Here is a 17,702-nt window from a genome sequence, read left to right on the forward strand (position 1 = left end):
GAGTGGAGGTAGTGATGCTGTTTTCTGCGCTGCCGGCCAAGCAGGGTCTGTACGACCCGGAGGCCGAGGTCGATTCGTGTGGTGTGGCCATGGTCACCGACATCCACGGTCGCCGTTCGCATTCGATCGTCGCCGACGGGTTGCTGGCGCTGGAGAACCTCGAGCATCGCGGTGCGGCCGGGGCGGAGACCAACAGCGGTGACGGCGCGGGAATCCTGATCCAACTCCCGGATGAGTTGCTGCGCGAGACCGTCGACTTCGACCTTCCCGCGCCCGCCACGGACGGGTCGAACAGCTACGCCGCGGGAACGTGCTTCCTGCCCATGGACCCCGATCTCCGCCGAGCGGCGATCGAACGGGTCGAGGCCCTCGCCGCCGACGAGGGCATCACCGTACTCGGCTGGCGGGACCTCCCCGTCGACCACGAACACGCCGACGTCGGCGGGACGGCCGTCGCGTGCATGCCGTACATGATGCAGCTGTTCGTCACCGTCGACCCGGCGCCCGGCGCCGACCGAATCGCCGGGCTGGCCCTCGATCGCTTCATCTACCCGTTCCGCAAGCAGGCCGAACGGGTGACACCGGAGATCGACGAAGCCGGCACCGGGCTGTACTTCCCATCGCTGTCGAGTCGAACGATGGTCTACAAGGGCATGCTCACCACGATGCAGCTCCCGCTGTACTACGAGGATCTGCGAGATGACCGCTGCCTCAGCGCGATCGCCATCGTCCACTCCCGGTTCTCCACCAACACCTTCCCGTCGTGGCCGCTCGCGCACCCCTTCCGGTTCGTGGCGCACAACGGCGAGATCAACACCGTGCGCGGTAACCGGAACCGGATGCGTGCCCGGGAGGCGCTCCTCGAGACCGACCTCATCCCCGGCGATCTCAAGCGCGCGTTCCCGATCTGCACGCCCGAGGCCTCCGACTCGGCGTCGCTCGACGAGGTCCTCGAACTCCTGCACCTCGGCGGTCGGGACGTCCACCACGCGGTGATGATGATGGTGCCCGAGGCGTGGGAGAACGTGCCCGACATGGATCCCCGTCGTCGGGCGTTCCTGCAGTTCAACTCCTCGCTCATGGAGGCCTGGGACGGTCCCGCGTGCGTCACGTTCACCGACGGCACGGTCGTCGGCGCGGTCCTCGACCGCAACGGACTGCGCCCGGGCCGGTGGTGGCAGACCCGCGACGGCCGGGTCATCCTCGCCTCCGAGTCCGGTGTGCTCGACGTCCCGGTCGACGACGTGATCAGCAAGGGCCGGCTCGAACCCGGCCGCATGTTCCTCGTCGACACCCAGCAGGGTCGGATCATCCCGGACGAGGAGCTCAAGGGCGAGCTCATGAACGCCGAGGCGTACGACGAGTGGCTGCACGCCGGGTTGCTCGACATCGCCACGCTCCCGGACCGGCCGGTCTTCCAGCCCAACCACGACACCGTCGTCCGCCGCCAGATCTCCTTCGGTTACACCGAGGAGGATCTGCGCGTACTTCTGACCCCGATGGCGGCGTCGGGCTACGAACCCCTCGGATCGATGGGCACCGACACCCCGGTCGCCGTGCTGTCGCAGCGTTCGCGGTTGCTCTACGACTACTTCGTCGAGTTGTTCGCCCAGGTCACGAATCCGCCGCTGGATGCGATCCGCGAGGAGATCGTCACGTCGATGAGTCGCGTGATGGGGCCGGAGCAGAACCTGCTGCGGCCGACCGCGGCGTCGTGCCGCCAGATCATGGTGCACTGGCCGGTACTGGACAACGCCGAGCTGGCCAAACTGGTCCACATCAATGACGACGGTGACAATCCCGGTCTGTCGGCGAAGGTGCTGCGGGCGCTGTACGAGGTGTCCGAGGGCGGTGCGGGTCTCGCCGCCGCGCTGGAGGACCTCCGGCTGCGCGCCAGTCAGGCGATCGCCGAGGGGCACACGACGCTGGTGATCTCCGACCGGCTCACCGACGCCGAGCACGCGCCCATCCCGTCGCTGCTTGCCACCTCGGCGGTGCACCACCACCTGGTCCGCACCAAGGAGCGGACGCGGGTCGCCCTCGTCGTGGAGTCCGGCGATGCCCGCGAGGTCCACCACATCGCCACCCTGATCGGTTTCGGGGCCGCCGCGGTCAATCCCTACCTGGCACTCGAGACCATCGAAGATCTGATCGCCGAAGGTGAGCTGACCGGGGTGACCCGGGCCAAGGCGATCGGCAACTATCTGGAGGCCCTCGGCAAGGGTGTGCTGAAGGTGATGAGCAAGATGGGCATCTCGACCATCAGCTCCTACACCGCGGCACAGGCTTTCGAGGCCGTCGGATTGTCGTCGGAGGTGGTGCGGGAGTACTTCACCCGTACGGTGTCGCGGATCGAGGGCGTCGGACTCGACGAACTGGCCGAGGAGGTGCGCATCCGCCACCACCGGGCCTTCCCGGAGAATCCCACCGAACAGGTCTACCGTCGGCTCGAGGTCGGCGGCGAGTACCAGTACCGCCGCGAGGGTGAATTGCACCTGTTCTCGCCCGAGACCATCTTCCTGCTGCAGCACGCCACCAAGACCGGCCGGGCCGAGATCTTCCAGAAGTACTCCGACGAGGTCGACCGGCTCTCGCGTGAGGGCGGCACCCTGCGCGGACTGTTCGACTTCGATCTCGATGCGCGCGAACCGATCCCGCTCGACGAGGTGGAGCCGGTCGAGGAGATCATGAAGCGCTTCAACACCGGCGCGATGAGTTACGGCTCGATCTCCGCGGAGGCCCACGAGACCATCGCGATGGCCATGAACCGGATCGGCGGCCGCTCGAACTCGGGGGAGGGCGGCGAGGACGTCGAGCGTCTCTACGATCCGGAACGCCGCAGCGCGGTCAAGCAGGTCGCGTCGGGTCGGTTCGGCGTGACCAGCGACTACCTCATCAACGCCACCGACATCCAGATCAAGATGGCGCAGGGTGCCAAACCCGGTGAGGGCGGCCAACTCCCGGCCTACAAGGTGTATCCGTGGATCGCGAAGACCCGGCATTCGACGCCGGGTGTCGCGCTGATCTCGCCGCCGCCGCACCACGACATCTACTCGATCGAGGATCTCGCCCAGCTGATCCACGACCTGAAGAACGCGAATTCGCAGGCGCGCATCCACGTGAAGCTGGTCAGTGCGGTCGGCGTGGGGACGGTCGCGACCGGGGTGTCGAAGGCGCACGCCGACGTCGTCCTCATCTCCGGGCACGACGGCGGCACCGGTGCGTCGCCGCTCACCTCGCTCAAACACGCCGGCACTCCGTGGGAGATCGGCCTCGCCGACGCCCAGCAGACGTTGATGCTGAACGGCCTGCGCGACCGCATCACGGTGCAGTGCGACGGTGCGCTGCGCACCGGGCGCGATGTCATCACCGCGGCGTTGCTGGGCGCCGAGGAATACGGGTTCTCGACCGCGCCGCTGATCGTCGCCGGGTGCATCATGATGCGCGTCTGCCACCTCGACACGTGCCCGGTCGGCGTCGCCACGCAGAACCCCCAGCTGCGGTCCCGCTTCACCGGTCAGGTCGACCATCTGGTCAACTTCTTCCGCTTCATCGCCGCGGACGTCCGGAAGTACCTGGCGCGGTTGGGTTATCGCACGCTCGACGATGCCATCGGGCAGTCGCAGCGTCTGCACACCGACGCCGCGGTCGCGCACTGGAAGTCCAAGGGGCTCGACCTCAGCCCGATCTTCCGCAAGGTCGAGGACAAGGGACCGAGTCGTCGGGTGCGGGGCCAGGAACACGGCCTCGAGCGCGCGCTGGACCAGACGCTGATCCAGCTCGCCGAGGGTGCACTCGAGGACGCACACCCGGTGACCCTGGAGTTGCCCGTGCGCAACGTGAACCGAACGGTCGGCACCCTGCTCGGCTCGGAGGTGACCCGGCGGTACGGGGCCGACGGCCTCGCCGAGGACACGATCACGGTCAGGCTCGAGGGCTCGGCCGGGCAGTCGCTCGGAGCCTTCCTGCCGCCGGGTGTGACGATCCGGTTGACCGGCGACACCAACGACTACGTCGGAAAGGGGCTGTGTGGCGGCAAGATCGTCGTGACGCCGAATCCCGACTCGCTGTTCGTCGCCGAGGACCAGGTGATCGCCGGCAACACGATCCTCTACGGGGCGACCTCCGGTGAGGTGTACCTCAGAGGCCGAGTGGGCGAACGCTTCTCGGTACGCAACTCGGGTGCTACGGCGGTCGTCGAAGGAGTGGGCGACCACGCCTGCGAGTACATGACCGGTGGCCGGGTGGTCGTCCTCGGGCCGACCGGACGCAATCTCGCGGCCGGCATGTCGGGTGGCATCGCGTTCGTGCACGACCTCGATCCCGCGAAGGTCAACATGGCCATGGTCGAACTCCTGCGTCCCGACCCGGAGGACCTCGCCTGGCTCAAGCACACCATCGCCACACACACGGAACTGACCGGTTCCGCGATCGGCGCGTCGATACTGGCCGACTGGCCCCGACGCTGCCTGGCGTTCACCAAGGTGATGCCCACCGATTACAAGCGTGTCCTCGACGCGGCCCGGATGGCCGAAGCCGAAGGGCGCGACGTCGATTCAGCGATCATGGAGGCGGCACGTGGCTGACCCGCGCGGGTTCCTGGAGGTCCCGAAGAAAGAGGCGAGGTACCGTCCGGTCGCCGAACGCGTCCAGGACTGGGACGACGTCTACGAGCACGCCGACAATCCGATCAAGGTCCTCGACGAGGTCAGCGGACAGGCCCGCCGGTGTATGGACTGTGGTATCCCGTTCTGTCATTCCGGAACCGCGGGTTGCCCACTGGGCAACCTCATCCCGGAGTGGAACGACCTCGTCCGGCGCGGCCGGTGGGATGCCGCGAGCAGCAGGCTGCACGCGACCAACAACTTCCCGGAGTTCACCGGGATGGTGTGCCCGGCGCCGTGCGAATCCGCCTGCGTGCTCTCGATCTCCGAGCCGGCCACCGGCGGCAGCGTGACGATCAAGCGCATCGAGAAGACCATCGCCTACGAGTCGTGGGCCGAAGGCATCATCGGGCCCGAGCCGCCTGAGTCCACCACCGGCAAGTCGGTGGGGGTCGTCGGCTCGGGACCCGCGGGACTGGCTGCGGCACAACAGCTCACCCGGGCCGGTCACGACGTCACCGTCTACGAGCGCGACGACCGGCTCGGCGGGTTGCTGCGCTACGGCATCCCGGAGTACAAGCTGCAGAAGTCCGACATCGACCGACGTATCGCCCAGATGCGGGCGGAGGGAACGACCTTCGTCACCAACTGCGACGTGGGGGCCGACCTGTCGGTCGCCGATCTACGCGCGAACCACGACGCGGTGGTCCTGGCCATCGGTGCGATGGAGGCACGCGACAACCCGGTGCCGGGGCGGGAGCTGAACGGCATCCACCTCGCCATGGAGCATCTCGTGCCCGCCAACAAGGAGTGCGAGGGCGACGGGCCGTCTCCCATCACCGCCGCGGGCAAGCACGTCGTGATCATCGGCGGTGGTGACACGGGAGCCGACTGCCTGGGTACGGCGCACCGTCAGGGCGCGGCCTCGGTCGTGCAACTCGACTACAACCCGGAACTGCCCGGTCAGCGCGACGACGAGCGGTCGCCGTGGCCGACGTGGCCGTTGATCATGCGGACCTCGAGCGCGCACGACGAAGGCGGCGAACGGTTGCACCAGGTCGCGGTGCAGCGATTCGAGGGTGACGAGGACGGCAACGTCACGACGATGGTGCTCGCCGAGGTGGAGGTGACGCGCGACGCCGACGGACGCCGCGAGATCACGCCGGTGAGTGAGGAATTCGAGATCCCCTGCGAGCTGGCCCTGTTCGCGATCGGGTTCGCCGGGGTACGGGGTGGGGCGCTGCTCGCCGATCTCGAGATCGAGCCGAACCGGCGCGGCGTCATCTCCTGCGGGAGCGACTGGCAGACCGACGCCCCGGGTGTGTTCGTCTGCGGCGACGCCCATCGCGGCGCGTCGCTGGTGGTGTGGGCGATCGCGGAGGGCCGCTCGACCGCGCGTGCGGTCGACGAGTTCCTGGTCGGCGAGTCCGATCTCCCGTCTCCGGTCCGTCCGGCGTCCCTACCCCTGTCGGTGCGCTGAGCAGGCCCTCGGCGCCATCCGCCGGGCTCGGTCGAACTCACGCGGCCGCAACAAGTTAAGTAAATTTCATACTCGGCGGTAGCGGCTCGCCACCAGCGGTAACAGCCGGTGGCGGGCCGGTGACATGTCGTCGGCGACATGGAGATGGACCATGGACGGGACTAAGGTGTTCTTGTGACACGCCGAACCAAAATCGTCTGCACCCTGGGCCCCGCCACCGCGAGCGACGAGCGACTGAAAGAGCTCGTCGAAAGCGGCATGGACGTGGCCCGGATGAACTTCAGCCACGGCACGCATGAGGACCATGCGGCCGTCTATGCGCGCGTCCGCAAGGCCTCGGACACCACGGAGAAAGCCGTCGGCGTCCTCGCCGACCTACAGGGCCCCAAGATCCGGCTCGGCCGATTCGACGGTTGTGACGGTTCGACCGTCTGGGAGACCGGCGAGCAGGTGCGCATCACCGTCGACGACGTCGTGGGCGACCACGACCGCGTCTCGACCACCTACAAGCAGCTCGCCGAGGACGCCAGCCCCGGCGACCGCCTGCTCGTCGACGACGGCAAGGTCGGCCTCGCCGTATCCGCGGTCGAGGGCAACGACGTCGTGTGCACCGTGACCGAGGGCGGCCCGGTCAGCAACAACAAAGGGCTGTCGCTGCCCGGGATGAGTGTCTCGGTGCCGGCGATGTCGGAGAAGGACATCGCCGACCTCGAATTCGCCCTCGAACTGGGCGTGGACATGGTCGCGCTCTCCTTCGTGCGCAGCCCGTCCGACATCGAACTGGTCCACGAGGTGATGGACCGCGTCGGCCGCCGGGTGCCGGTCATCGCGAAGCTCGAGAAGCCCGAGGCGATCGAGAACCTCGAGGCCATCGTGCTGGCCTTCGACGCGATCATGGTCGCCCGTGGTGACCTGGGCGTCGAACTCCCGCTCGAAGAGGTCCCGCTCGTCCAGAAGCGGGCCATCCAGATGGCCCGCGAGAACGCGAAGCCGGTGATCGTGGCGACGCAGATGCTCGACTCGATGATCGAGAACTCGCGGCCGACCCGGGCCGAGGCCTCCGACGTGGCGAACGCGGTGCTCGACGGTGCCGACGCGGTCATGCTGTCCGGCGAGACGTCGGTGGGCAAGTACCCGCTCGAGACGGTGCGGACCATGGACCGGATCTGTCGGGCGGTCGAGACCGGCCCCCGCGACGTGCCGCCGCTGTCCCACGTGCCCCGTACCAAGCGCGGTGTCATCTCCTACGCGGCGCGTGACATCGGCGAGCGCCTCGAGGTGAAGGCGCTGGTCGCGTTCACCCAGTCCGGGGACACCGTGCGTCGACTGGCCCGTCTGCACTCGCGCCTCCCGTTGCTGGCGTTCACGCCGACCCAGGCTGTCCGCAGCCAGCTCGCGCTGAGCTGGGGAACCGAGACGTTCATCGTCGACCACGTCGACACGACCGACCACATGATCGACCAGGTCGACCATCAGCTGCTGCGTATCGGGCGGCTCAGCGAGGGCGACGTCGTGGTGATCGTGGCCGGGGCCCCGCCCGGGACGGTGGGTTCGACCAACCTGATCCACGTGCACCGGATCGGCGAGCAGGACCACTGACCGCACCTGCCCCTGCTCGGGCCGGTGCACGACGCAGCCGCGTCCGGGTTCTAGGGTGTGAGGCATGACCGTGGACCAGGCCGGAGATCTCGGCAAGCTACTCGCGTTGCTCGACGTCGAACGTCAGGATGACGACCTGTTCATCGGGCACCATCCCGAGCAGGTCACCGCCCGGACGTTCGGCGGTCAGCTGCTCGGCCAGGGGGTCGTCGCGGCGGCCCGGAGTCTGAGTCGGGGCAACCCGCCGATCCACGCGCTGCACGCGCACTTCATCCGTGGTGGCGATGTCACCAAACCGTTGGAGTACCACGTCGATCGGTTCCGCGACGGCAGGTCGTTCGCCAATCGTCAGGTGACGGCCAGGCAGGACGGCGAAGAGATCTTCACGATGTTGGTCGCGTTCCAGGACAACACTTCTGGGCTCGAGCACGCGGTGGAGATCCCCCAGGTGCCGTATCCGGAGGAATTACCCACTCTCGGGGAGCATTTCAAGGGCTACGAGGACCGTATCGCGGCCTTCGTGAATGCGTTGCACCCCATCGACATCCGTTTCGCGAACGATCCGAGCTGGAAGGCGAAGGAGGCGGGGGAGAAGCTGACCGACAACCGGGTGTGGATGAAGGCCGACGGCACGATGCCCGACGACCCCGTGATGCACGTCGCCGCAATGTGTTACGCCTCTGACACCACGGTGCTGGACTCGATCATCACCACCCACGGCCTCTCCTGGGGCATGGACCGGTTGTTCGCCGCGACCGTCAATCACTCGATGTGGTTCCACCGCGAGTTCCGGTTCGACGACTGGCTGCTGTACGCCACCCGGTCGCCGGTCGCTACCGGGTCACGCGGGATGGGATCGGGCCGGTTCTGGATGCGCGACGGCACTCTCGCGACGTCGGTCGTGCAAGAAGCGCTCATCAAGTACTTCCCGCCGAAGAAGAAGTGACCGCACCGGTGTGCAGGGGGAGTTGATGGATCGCGGCACGGGCGCGTCGATGACCCCGGGGTACGGCCCCGCACCCGAGATGTGGCTGGACCCCGGCCCACCGCTGCCGCGCCGGACGTGGCAGCGACGCACGCGTGTCCCGGTCATCGTCGCGACCACGGCCGCGATGATCGTCTTCGCGGTCATCGTGGGTGTCGCGGTCGTCGCCGGCCTCCTGACCACGCCCACGTTCACCGCCAAGGGCGGGGTCGTTGCGGATTGTCTGACCGAGAACGCCGCGCTCCCAGACGGCGGCACGTTGGCTCGCGGCGCACCGGTCGTCCTGTACGACGCGGCCGGCGGTGAGGTGGCGACCACCACCCTGTCGGTGTTCCTCCGCGGCGACGACGGGTGCCAACTCACCTTCGAGGTGAGCGGCGTGGACTACACCGACGCGGGTTATCTCGTCAGCGTCGGCGATGCCGACCGCCGCTTCGCGGAGTCGGTCTCGACCGCGGCGCTCCAGCAGGGCGCGGTGCTGCGCCCGCTGGGCTGACGTCACCGAACCAGTCGACAAAACCGACATTCCGCGCTTCCGGCGACCGGCCGCCGCCGCGTCGACGCGGTTGCCCGGACACCGGGTGAACGCCGGGTTAAACTGCGCCGGATCATCGTTGAGGCCCGGACCCGTTGTGGCGACGGGGCCCTCGCTGCGATCGACCGGGGGGTTGTCGACCGTGATGCCCGCCGCCGGGCCATCCGACGCGAGGAGTGGGCGTGGAGTACAGCATCGACTGGGGCAACGAGGTGTGGGCCAGTCTGAAGTGGTTGGCCACCGCGTTCGCGATCTCGGCCGTGGCAGTTCTCCTCATCGGTTACCTGCTGTCGCGGTACAGCCGATGGGCCGGTCCACTGTGGCGGGTCATCGGCGGATTCTTCACCGAGCGCGAGACGCGGGTTGCGGCCTGGGGTCTCGTCATCGCGCTGACTTTGTTGTCGCTGCTGGGTGTACGGGTCACCGTGCTCGTCTCGTACTGGAGCAACGACCTCTTCAACTCGCTCCAGACAGCGGGCGAGGGCTTGGCCGCCGGCGGTCCCCAGGGTGCTGAGATGCTCGAGATCGGCAAGAGCGCGTTCTGGCACTCGATGGCCGTGTTCGGCATCCTCGCGACCATCCACGTCGTGCGTACCATGGTCGAGATCTATGCAGGGGCGGCGTTCGAGATCAGGCTGCGCTACTGGCTCACCGAGGGTGCCACGGCCGACTGGATGGCCGGACGTGCCTTCTACCGCAACCGGTTCGTCGATCTGAGCGCGGGACTGTTGCGGCGCAGGCGGTTCGGACGCGACAAGTCCGAGCCGACTCGTAGCTCCGCCGATATCCACCCGGGTGTGGACAACCCCGATCAACGTATCGAGGCCGACATCACCAACCTCGCGACCGTCGGCTCGTCATTGTTCTGGGGCGGGAACGGGTTGTCCACGAACGGCGTCTTGCCCGCATGCGCGTCGATCGTGTCCTTTGCAATCGTGCTCTGGGATCTGTCGGGCCCGCTGAACGTCTTCGGTATCGAGATCCCGCGCATGATGATGTGGCTGGTTCTGATCTATGTGCTCGTCGCCAGCGTGGTGGCGTTCGCCATCGGACGCCCGCTGATCCGGTTGAACTTCTGGCGCGAACGCCTCACCGCGAACTTCCGCTACGCGCTGGTCCGCATCCGCGATGGCGCCGAGAACGTCGCCTTCTACAGCGGCGAGCGTGCGGAACACCGGAATCTGATGACCAGGTTCCGCGCTGTTGTGCGAAATTTCTGGCAGATCATCTACGTGAGATTGGCGTTCGTCGGCTGGAACTTCAGCATCTCGCAGCTTTCGGTGGTGTTCCCGTACATCGTGCAGGCACCACGATTCTTCGACGGGCAGATCAGACTCGGTGACGTGTCGCAGACGTCGTCGGCTTTTGCCGAGATGCACGACGCCCTGTCGTTCTTCCGGAACGCCTACGACGATTTCACCGCTCTGCGCGCGTCGATCATCCGTCTCGACGGTCTCGCCGACGCCGATGCACGGTCGCGGACCATGGCCGAGGTCACGACCGTGGATCGGGAACGCGCCGTCGCTCTGTCGGACGTCGACGTGAAGACCCCGAGCGGCGACGAACTCATCACCGCGCTCAACCTCTCCCTCGCACCCGGGGCGGCTCTCGTCGTCAAGGGGCGGTCGGGCTCGGGCAAGACGACACTGCTCCGCGGCCTCGCCGGACTGTGGCCCTTCATCGACGGCGAGTTCACCCGGCCGCCGGGGGAGCACACGCTGTTCCTGTCGCAGATGCCCTACATCCCGCTGGGGGATCTGCGCACGGCGGTCGCCTACCCGGCGCTGCCCGACGACGTCGGCGACGAGGCCATCAAGGCGGCGCTCGAGAAGGTCTTCCTCCCGCATCTGGTCGGCCGGCTCCACGACGAGGAGGACTGGGTCAAGGTGCTCTCCCCGGGCGAGCAGCAACGCATCGCGTTCGCGCGCATCCTGCTGACCCGGCCGCAGGCCGTGTTCATGGACGAGGCGACCTCGGCGGTGGACGAGGGGCTGGAGTACTCGCTGTACTCGCTCATCCGCACGGAGCTCCCGGACACGATCCTCGTGTCGGTGAGTCATCGCAGCACCACCGACCAGCATCACACCGATCTGCTTGAACTGACCGGTGGCGGCGCCTGGAATTTCGAGTCGCTGACCGAGCATCCTTCGCTCGACAAACGGTCCTGATCTGGGGTTTTTGTCAAGCGTTCACCATTCACCGGAACCGGCCGTGACGCACGCCCGGACTGGCTAATGTGACGTGCAACACATCACTTCGGCCAGTCGAGGACTGTCATGACCACTGCAGAGACCATCACCTTCCCCCATCAGACCGGTGTCGCAGTGGCGACGCTGCCCGCCGCGTTCCAGCAGACGGTCACCGTACGGCCCGACGCCGTCGCCATCCGTACGGTCGGTGGGCTGCAGGAGATTACGTGGGCGGAGTACGCCGCGCGCGTCGAAGCCATCGCCGGCGGGCTCGCGGCCCTGGGGGTCAAGCGCGGTGACACCGTCGGGATCATGCTGACGAACCGCCCCGAGTTCCACCTCGTCGACGCCGCGGCGCTTCACCTCGGCGCGGTTCCGTTCTCGATCTACAACACCAGTTCGCCCCAACAGATCGAGTACCTCTTCGGCAACGCGGAGAACACCGTCGTCGTCACCGAGCAGGTGTTCCTGCCCGCGATCACCGCCGCGGCGACCGGGGTGTCCACCACGATCGTCGTCGACGGCGTCGCGACGGGCGCGCTGTCGATGGCCGATCTCGAACAGTCCCCGCCGCCGGCCGGATTCGACTTCACCGCGGCGTGGCAGGCGGTGGAACCCGAGGACCTCGCGACCCTGATCTACACCTCGGGCACCACCGGCCCGCCGAAGGGTGTCGAGATCACCCATCGCAACATCGTCGCCGAGATGACGGCGCTCGCCGAGATCGTTCAAGCCGGCTTCGACGACCGGGCCATCTCGTATCTACCCGCAGCGCACATCGCCGACCGGGTCTCCTCCCACGCCGCCAACATGATGCGCGGCATCCAGATCACCACGGTGCCCGATCCCCGGGAGATCGCCGCGGCCCTTCCCGACGTGCACCCGACGTTCTTCTTCGGGGTGCCGCGGGTGTGGCAGAAGATCCGAGCGGGGATCGAGGCGAAGTTGGCCGAGGAGTCCAGCCCGGTCAAGAAGGCGCTCGCCGACTGGGCGTTCCGCGCCGGGGCCTCGGCGGCGCAGGCCCAGATCGACGGCAAGGGCTCCGGCGGTCTCACACACGGTCTCGCCGATCGCCTGGTGCTGCACAAGGTCCGCTCCGCGCTGGGCCTCGACCAGGTCTCCTTCGCCGGATCGGGTGCGGCCGCGATCCCACCGGAGGTGCTGAAGTTCTTCCTGGGACTCGGTATCCCGGTTCTCGAGGTCTGGGGGATGTCGGAGACCACCGGCGTCTCGACGATGACGACCAGCGACAACCTCCGGATCGGCACCGTCGGCAAACCGGTCCGCGGCATGGAGGTGAGACTGGCTGACGACGGAGAGCTCCTCGTCCGCGGACCGGTCGTGATGCGCGGCTACCGCAAACAGCCCGACAAGACGGCCGAGACGATCGATGCCGACGGCTGGCTGTCGACCGGTGACATCGCGACGATCGACGGTGACGGCAACGTGACCATCGTCGACCGCAAGAAGGAATTGATGATCAACGAGTCCGGGAAGAACATGTCGCCCACCAACATCGAGAACGCGATGAAGGCGGCGTCGTCGCTGATCGGTCAGGTCGCGGCGATCGGCGACGGCCGGCCCTATGTGTCCGCGCTCGTGGTTCTCGACCCGGATGCGGCGGCCGCGCGGGCCAAGCGACTCGACCTGTCCGGTGCCGACCTGACCGAGTTGTCCTCGCACCCCGACGTGGTGGAAGAGGTGGCGGTGGCAATCCGTGCCGGAAATCGGTCACTGTCCCGCGTGGAGCAGGTCAAACGATTTACCATCGTGCCGACCGCCTGGGATCCTGGCGGCGACGAGCTCACCCCCACGATGAAGTTGCGCCGCAAGCCGATTGCGACCAAGTACGCCAGTGAGATCGGCGAACTGTACGAGGCGCAACCGGGACGTTCGGTGGTGGATCTGAGGTCGTGACCGGGGCCCGTTGCAAGACGGTCACATCGCCGGCACGAGACAGGGAGAAGAAATTGGACGACCAAGCAGGTGTCGACCAGACGGCTGACCGCGAACTCGGACCCATCGACTACATCGTGGTCGAGTGGACGGGCAAGCAGCCGACCGGTGAGGCACTTCCACATCTCATCGATCTGATCGACCGCGGGATCGTGCGACTGATCGACATCGCCTTCATCACCAAGGACGCCGACGGTACGGTCGCCCGGCTCGAGATCAACTCGCTCGGCGCGGATTTCGCGATCTTCGACGGCGCGGCGACCTCCCTGCTCGACGACTCCGACCTCGCGGAGGCGGCCACAGTGATCGATCCGGGGTCGAGCGCGGCCGTCCTCGTCTGGGAGAACGCATGGGCTGCTCCGTTCGCCACGGCCGTCCGAAAGGGCGGCGGACAGCTCGTCGCTTCGGGCCGGATACCGGTGAACGCACTGCTCGCCCAACTCGATGCGGCCGACGAGGCGGCGCCGGCCGCTCCGACCGCGTAGCGCACTGCGACCACCGACCTGAAACCCCGAAAGGATAGACCATGCCAGGACTTCTCCGCGGCGTCGCCCGCACCGCCGTCATCTCCGGCACCGCGACGGCGGTGAGCAACCGGGTGTCCCGACGCCAGGCGAGCCGATGGGCTCAGCAGGGTGCCGCTGCCCAGGACCCACGCGCACAACAGCAGTACGCACAACCCCAGTACGCCCCGCCGCCTCAGCAGCAGGCGCCCGCATCGACCCCGACGGACACCATCTCGGCGCTGAAGGAGCTCGGAGCCCTGTACCAGCAGGGCATCCTCACCGAGGCCGAGTTCGCCGCACAGAAGGCGAAGATCCTCGGGACCTGACCCCTCCGCTCCCTGATCCGAAAGAAGCACAGACCCAACTGGTCCCTGAGGTGCGAGGAGCGTTAGCGACGAGCCACGAAGGGCCGGGTGAGACACGTATGGAGTCCTTCGAGGCTCGCTTCGCTCGCACCTCAGTAGCTGCACCTGGCGGCCGTCGTGGACTAGAACGAACTCGTTGTGCTCGGAGCGGGCCCATTTACTGCTCCCTGAGGAGGCCGGAGCTTGCGAGCCCGACCCCTGCTCCCTGAGGAGCGAGCTTGCGAGCGTCACGAAGGGTCTTGGTGAGATGCGTCGTCAAACCCTTCGTGGCTCGTCGCTTGCGCTCCTCGCACCTCAGGGAGCAATGGTTGTGTCGTCCTTTCGGATTAGCGAGCAGAAGGAGGCTCGCTTCGCTCGCACCTCAGGGAGTGAAACGCACTCACGACTCGTGCGGGAGTGCCTCCGCGTCGTCGATCTGCGCGAGGGCGTCCGTGCGCGACATGTCCTTCAGTGCGACACCGGATCGTCCGAGTTTCCGGGCGCCGTCGATGAGCGCGGCAGTCGTCCGTGCGGCGACGTCGTAGTGCAGACCGTCGGGCGGGTGGATGTTCGAGATGCAGTTCCGGTCGGAGTCGGCGCGTCCCGGCCGGGGGAGGTGGGTGAGATAGACGCCCAGGCTGTCGGCGACCGAGAGGCCGGGGCGCTCGCCGATGATCACGATGAGCGTGCTGACGCCGAGCGCCTCGCCGATGTGATCACCGAGGGCGACGCGGGCCTCGGTCGCGATGACCGGCGGCGCGATCGAGTACCGGCCGTCGAATTGACGTAACAGTGCCGCGACCAAGCCGCCGCCGTGATCGGTGAGGGCCCGCGGTGACAGTCCGTCGGCCAGCACGATCCCGATCTCGGCGTCGGCGTGCGGGACCTGCGCAAGATCTTCGGGTAGCCGGCCGAGGTCGGGTCGGCGCAGGTACTCGCTGCGCGTTGCCGCGCGACTCCGGACCACGATCGGGGGATCGAGGTCGAGTTCGCCGATCGCGCGCGTGAGATCCTCGACGTCGAGCGGCTCGTGGACGGCGTCGCGGGCGACTGCGTGAGCGGACTGGAACTCGAGAACTCGTTGCGACGGAAGCGAATTGCCCGCGCGTCCGAGTCCGATCCGGGCCTGTGTGCTCCGGCGCAGCTCGGTCCAGGGGTCCGGGGTCGGCTGATCGTCCGCGGGTGCGGGCTGGGTCGGCGTCATCGCCCGGACGCCAGTGGCAGGAGTGGGGATTCGCCCGGATCGACCGGCAGGATGCGACCGGCGCCGTCGGTCATGCCGAGTCGCGCCAGCCAGGATTCGAACTCCGGCGCGGGCCGCAGTCCGAGTGCCTCACGGACATAGAGGGCGTCGTGAAACGACAGGCTCTGATAACCGAGCATCACGTCGTCCGCCCCGGGCACGGCGATGACGAACGCGGCGCCGGCGACGCCGAGCAGGGTGAGCAGCGTGTCCATGTCGTCCTGGTCGGCCTCGGCGTGATTGGTGTAGCAGACGTCGACACCCATCGGGAGCCCGAGCAGCTTGCCGCAGAAGTGATCTTCGAGTCCCGCGCGGATGATCTGTTTGCCGTCGTAGAGATATTCGGGTCCGATGAAGCCGACGACGGTGTTGATCAACAACGGTTTCAGCATCCGCGCCACCGCGTAGGCCCGCGTCTCCAGGGTCTGCTGGTCGACCGGCTTGCCGCCGGTGCCGAGATGCGAACCGGCCGAGAGCGCCGATCCCTGACCGGTCTCCAGGTACATCACGTTGTCGCCGACGGTTCCGCGGCGCAGCGACCGTCCCGCCTCGTCGGCCTCGCGCAAGATGTCCAGGGTCACGCCGAACCCCTTGTTGGCGCCCTCGGTGCCCGCGATCGACTGGAACACGAGATCGACCGGCACCCCCTGCTCGATGAGGTCGACCGTGGTCGTCACGTGCGACAGCACGCACGACTGCATCGGGATCTCGAAACGCTGCCGGATGTCATCGAGCATGTGGAGCAGGTCGGCGGTCGCCCGCGGCGAATCCGACGCCGGGTTGATCCCGATGACCGCGTCGCCACAGCCCATGAGCAGGCCGTCGAGGGTCGCCGCGGCGATTCCGCGTGGGTCGTCGGTGGGGTGGTTGGGCTGTAGGCGCGTCGCGATCCGGCCGGGCAGTCCGATGGTCGTGCGAAAGGCGGACGTCACCCTGGTCGCCGCCGCCACCAGGATCAGGTCCTGGTTCCTCATGATCTTCGACGCGGCGGCCACCATCTCGGGGGTCAGTCCGGGGCCGACGCGGGCGAGACGTTCACCGGCATCGGATCGGGTGGCGATCTCCAGCAGCCAGTCCCGGAACCCGCCGACGGTCAGGTCGGCGATCTCGGCGAACGCGGTCCGGTCATGGGTGTCGACGATCAGTCGGGTCACCTCGTCGGACTCGTAAGGCACCAGCGGCTCGTCGAGAAATCGGCTCAGTGGCACATCGGCGAGTTGCCATGCGGCCGCGGCACGTTCGGCGTCGGAGCCGGCGGCGCAACCGGCCAGTTCATCGCCGGATCGGCGTGGGGTGGCCTTCGCCATGAGTTCGACGAGGCCGTCGAACCCATAGGTGGTGCCGGCGATCGTCTGTGTGTACTTCATCGCATCGACCGGCCGGGGAGGAGCTGAGTGCGCGTCATGATCCCCCGAAGTCTAGGTTCGGACCCGACCGGGCGCATGCCGAACGCGGGCGTCTCCTCGCACCGTCGGGGCCGAGATCGGTGCGTTCCTCACCGCCGCGAACTCACGGCGGTGAGGTCGCGGGTCACTGTGCCGCGTCGGCAGAGGACTCGAGCGTGAAACCGATCTTCAGCGTGACCTGGAAGTGCGCGATCTGACCTTCCTCGATGTGGCCGCGGGTCTCGGTGACCTCGAACCAATCGAGATGCTTGACGGTCTGCGAGGCACGAGCGATCGCGTTACGAATGGCGTCGTCGGTGCCGGTCGATGACGATCCGACCACTTCGATGACTCGATACACATTGTCCGACAAGGTAATCGCTCCAATCGTGAGAACATCTGGGCATAGTCCGCGGTGGGTCCGCCGCCCGGGCGGGCCGCCACTCCTGTCTACCCTACGATCGAGGGGTGAAACGCGGTTCGGAAATGCGGGACGTCCCCGAGAGATGCCCGTGCACGTCCGGCTTGTCGCTCGACGACTGTTGCGGTCCCGTTCTCGCCGGTGAGCGGGCCGCGCCGACCGCAGAGACGTTGATGCGTTCGCGTTTCACCGCTTTCGCGCTCGGCGATCGGAATCATCTGCTCGCGAGCTGGCATCCCGACACCCGCCCCGCCGCACTCGATCTGGACGAGTCGATGCGTTGGTACCGCCTCGACATCGAGTCGAGTAGTGGCGGGTCACTGTTCGAGGTCGAGGGAGAGGTCACGTTCACGGCCCACTATCGGCGAGGTGCGGAGCGTGGATCGCTGCACGAGCGCAGTCGTTTCGTTCGAGCGAACGGCCATTGGTTGTACGTCGACGGGATCGTGGGGTGA

General features: G+C 67.5%; 13 protein-coding genes. 10 read left to right on the forward strand and 3 right to left on the reverse strand.

The genetic code is table 11. From position 1 onward, the window contains the following. Positions 1–14 precede the first annotated feature (14 nt). The 9 genes from gltB (at position 15) to ACFVHY_RS13630 (ending at position 14,180) form a co-directional block, all read left to right on the forward strand. On the forward strand, positions 15–4,586 hold the full coding sequence (gltB, locus tag ACFVHY_RS13590) for a glutamate synthase large subunit (protein ID WP_390272502.1): 4,572 nt from the start codon (positions 15–17) through the stop codon (positions 4,584–4,586). Next, positions 4,579–6,084, forward strand: a complete 1,506-nt coding sequence (locus ACFVHY_RS13595) for a glutamate synthase subunit beta (protein WP_390272504.1) — start codon at positions 4,579–4,581, stop codon at positions 6,082–6,084. Before gltB ends, ACFVHY_RS13595 begins: the two co-directional genes overlap by 8 nt. 174 nt (positions 6,085–6,258) lie before the next feature. Next, positions 6,259–7,683 carry a pyruvate kinase gene (gene pyk, locus ACFVHY_RS13600; protein WP_390272506.1) on the forward strand — a complete coding sequence of 475 codons (1,425 nt, stop codon included), beginning with the start codon at positions 6,259–6,261 and terminating at the stop codon, positions 7,681–7,683. Between the two features lie 64 nt (positions 7,684–7,747). Further along, complete coding sequence (locus ACFVHY_RS13605; RefSeq protein ID WP_390272508.1) at positions 7,748–8,629, forward strand: acyl-CoA thioesterase; 882 nt, start codon at positions 7,748–7,750, stop codon at positions 8,627–8,629. Between the two features lie 25 nt (positions 8,630–8,654). Continuing rightward, on the forward strand, positions 8,655–9,164 hold the full coding sequence (locus ACFVHY_RS13610; protein ID WP_390272510.1) for a hypothetical protein: 510 nt from the start codon (positions 8,655–8,657) through the stop codon (positions 9,162–9,164). A gap of 221 nt (positions 9,165–9,385) precedes the next feature. Further along, positions 9,386–11,371, forward strand: a complete 1,986-nt coding sequence (locus tag ACFVHY_RS13615; protein ID WP_390272512.1) for an ABC transporter ATP-binding protein/permease — start codon at positions 9,386–9,388, stop codon at positions 11,369–11,371. 108 nt (positions 11,372–11,479) lie between these two features. After that, positions 11,480–13,309 carry an AMP-dependent synthetase/ligase gene (locus ACFVHY_RS13620; protein ID WP_390272514.1) on the forward strand — a complete coding sequence of 610 codons (1,830 nt, stop codon included), beginning with the start codon at positions 11,480–11,482 and terminating at the stop codon, positions 13,307–13,309. A 53-nt stretch (positions 13,310–13,362) separates the two neighbouring features. Beyond that, positions 13,363–13,833, forward strand: coding sequence for a DUF6325 family protein (locus tag ACFVHY_RS13625; RefSeq protein WP_390272516.1), 471 nt, complete (start codon positions 13,363–13,365; stop codon positions 13,831–13,833). Between the two features lie 41 nt (positions 13,834–13,874). Next, on the forward strand, positions 13,875–14,180 hold the full coding sequence (locus ACFVHY_RS13630) for an SHOCT domain-containing protein (protein WP_065632358.1): 306 nt from the start codon (positions 13,875–13,877) through the stop codon (positions 14,178–14,180). A 418-nt stretch (positions 14,181–14,598) separates the two neighbouring features. On the opposite strand, the gene eutC is transcribed toward ACFVHY_RS13630, so the two are convergent. The 3 genes from eutC to ACFVHY_RS13645 form a co-directional block, all read right to left on the reverse strand. Then, complete coding sequence (gene eutC / locus ACFVHY_RS13635; protein ID WP_390272519.1) at positions 14,599–15,402, reverse strand: ethanolamine ammonia-lyase subunit EutC; 804 nt, start codon at positions 15,400–15,402, stop codon at positions 14,599–14,601. Continuing rightward, positions 15,399–16,808, reverse strand: coding sequence for an ethanolamine ammonia-lyase subunit EutB (locus ACFVHY_RS13640; protein WP_390272522.1), 1,410 nt, complete (start codon positions 16,806–16,808; stop codon positions 15,399–15,401). The genes eutC and ACFVHY_RS13640 overlap by 4 nt, the downstream gene beginning before the upstream one ends. A gap of 163 nt (positions 16,809–16,971) precedes the next feature. After that, the gene (locus tag ACFVHY_RS13645; RefSeq protein WP_065632361.1) at positions 16,972–17,199 is read right to left on the reverse strand and encodes a dodecin; all 228 of its coding nucleotides are present in this window, start codon (positions 17,197–17,199) and stop codon (positions 16,972–16,974) included. Positions 17,200–17,312: 113 nt separating this feature from the next. Between ACFVHY_RS13645 and ACFVHY_RS13650 the strand changes: the two genes are divergently transcribed. Then, a complete protein-coding gene (locus ACFVHY_RS13650; protein WP_390272574.1) occupies positions 17,313–17,702 on the forward strand; it encodes a YchJ family protein in 390 nt (129 codons plus the stop codon).

This window comes from Gordonia sp. NPDC127522 (assembly GCF_042672305.1).
GTDB classification, from domain to species: Bacteria; Actinomycetota; Actinomycetes; order Mycobacteriales; family Mycobacteriaceae; genus Gordonia; species Gordonia hongkongensis.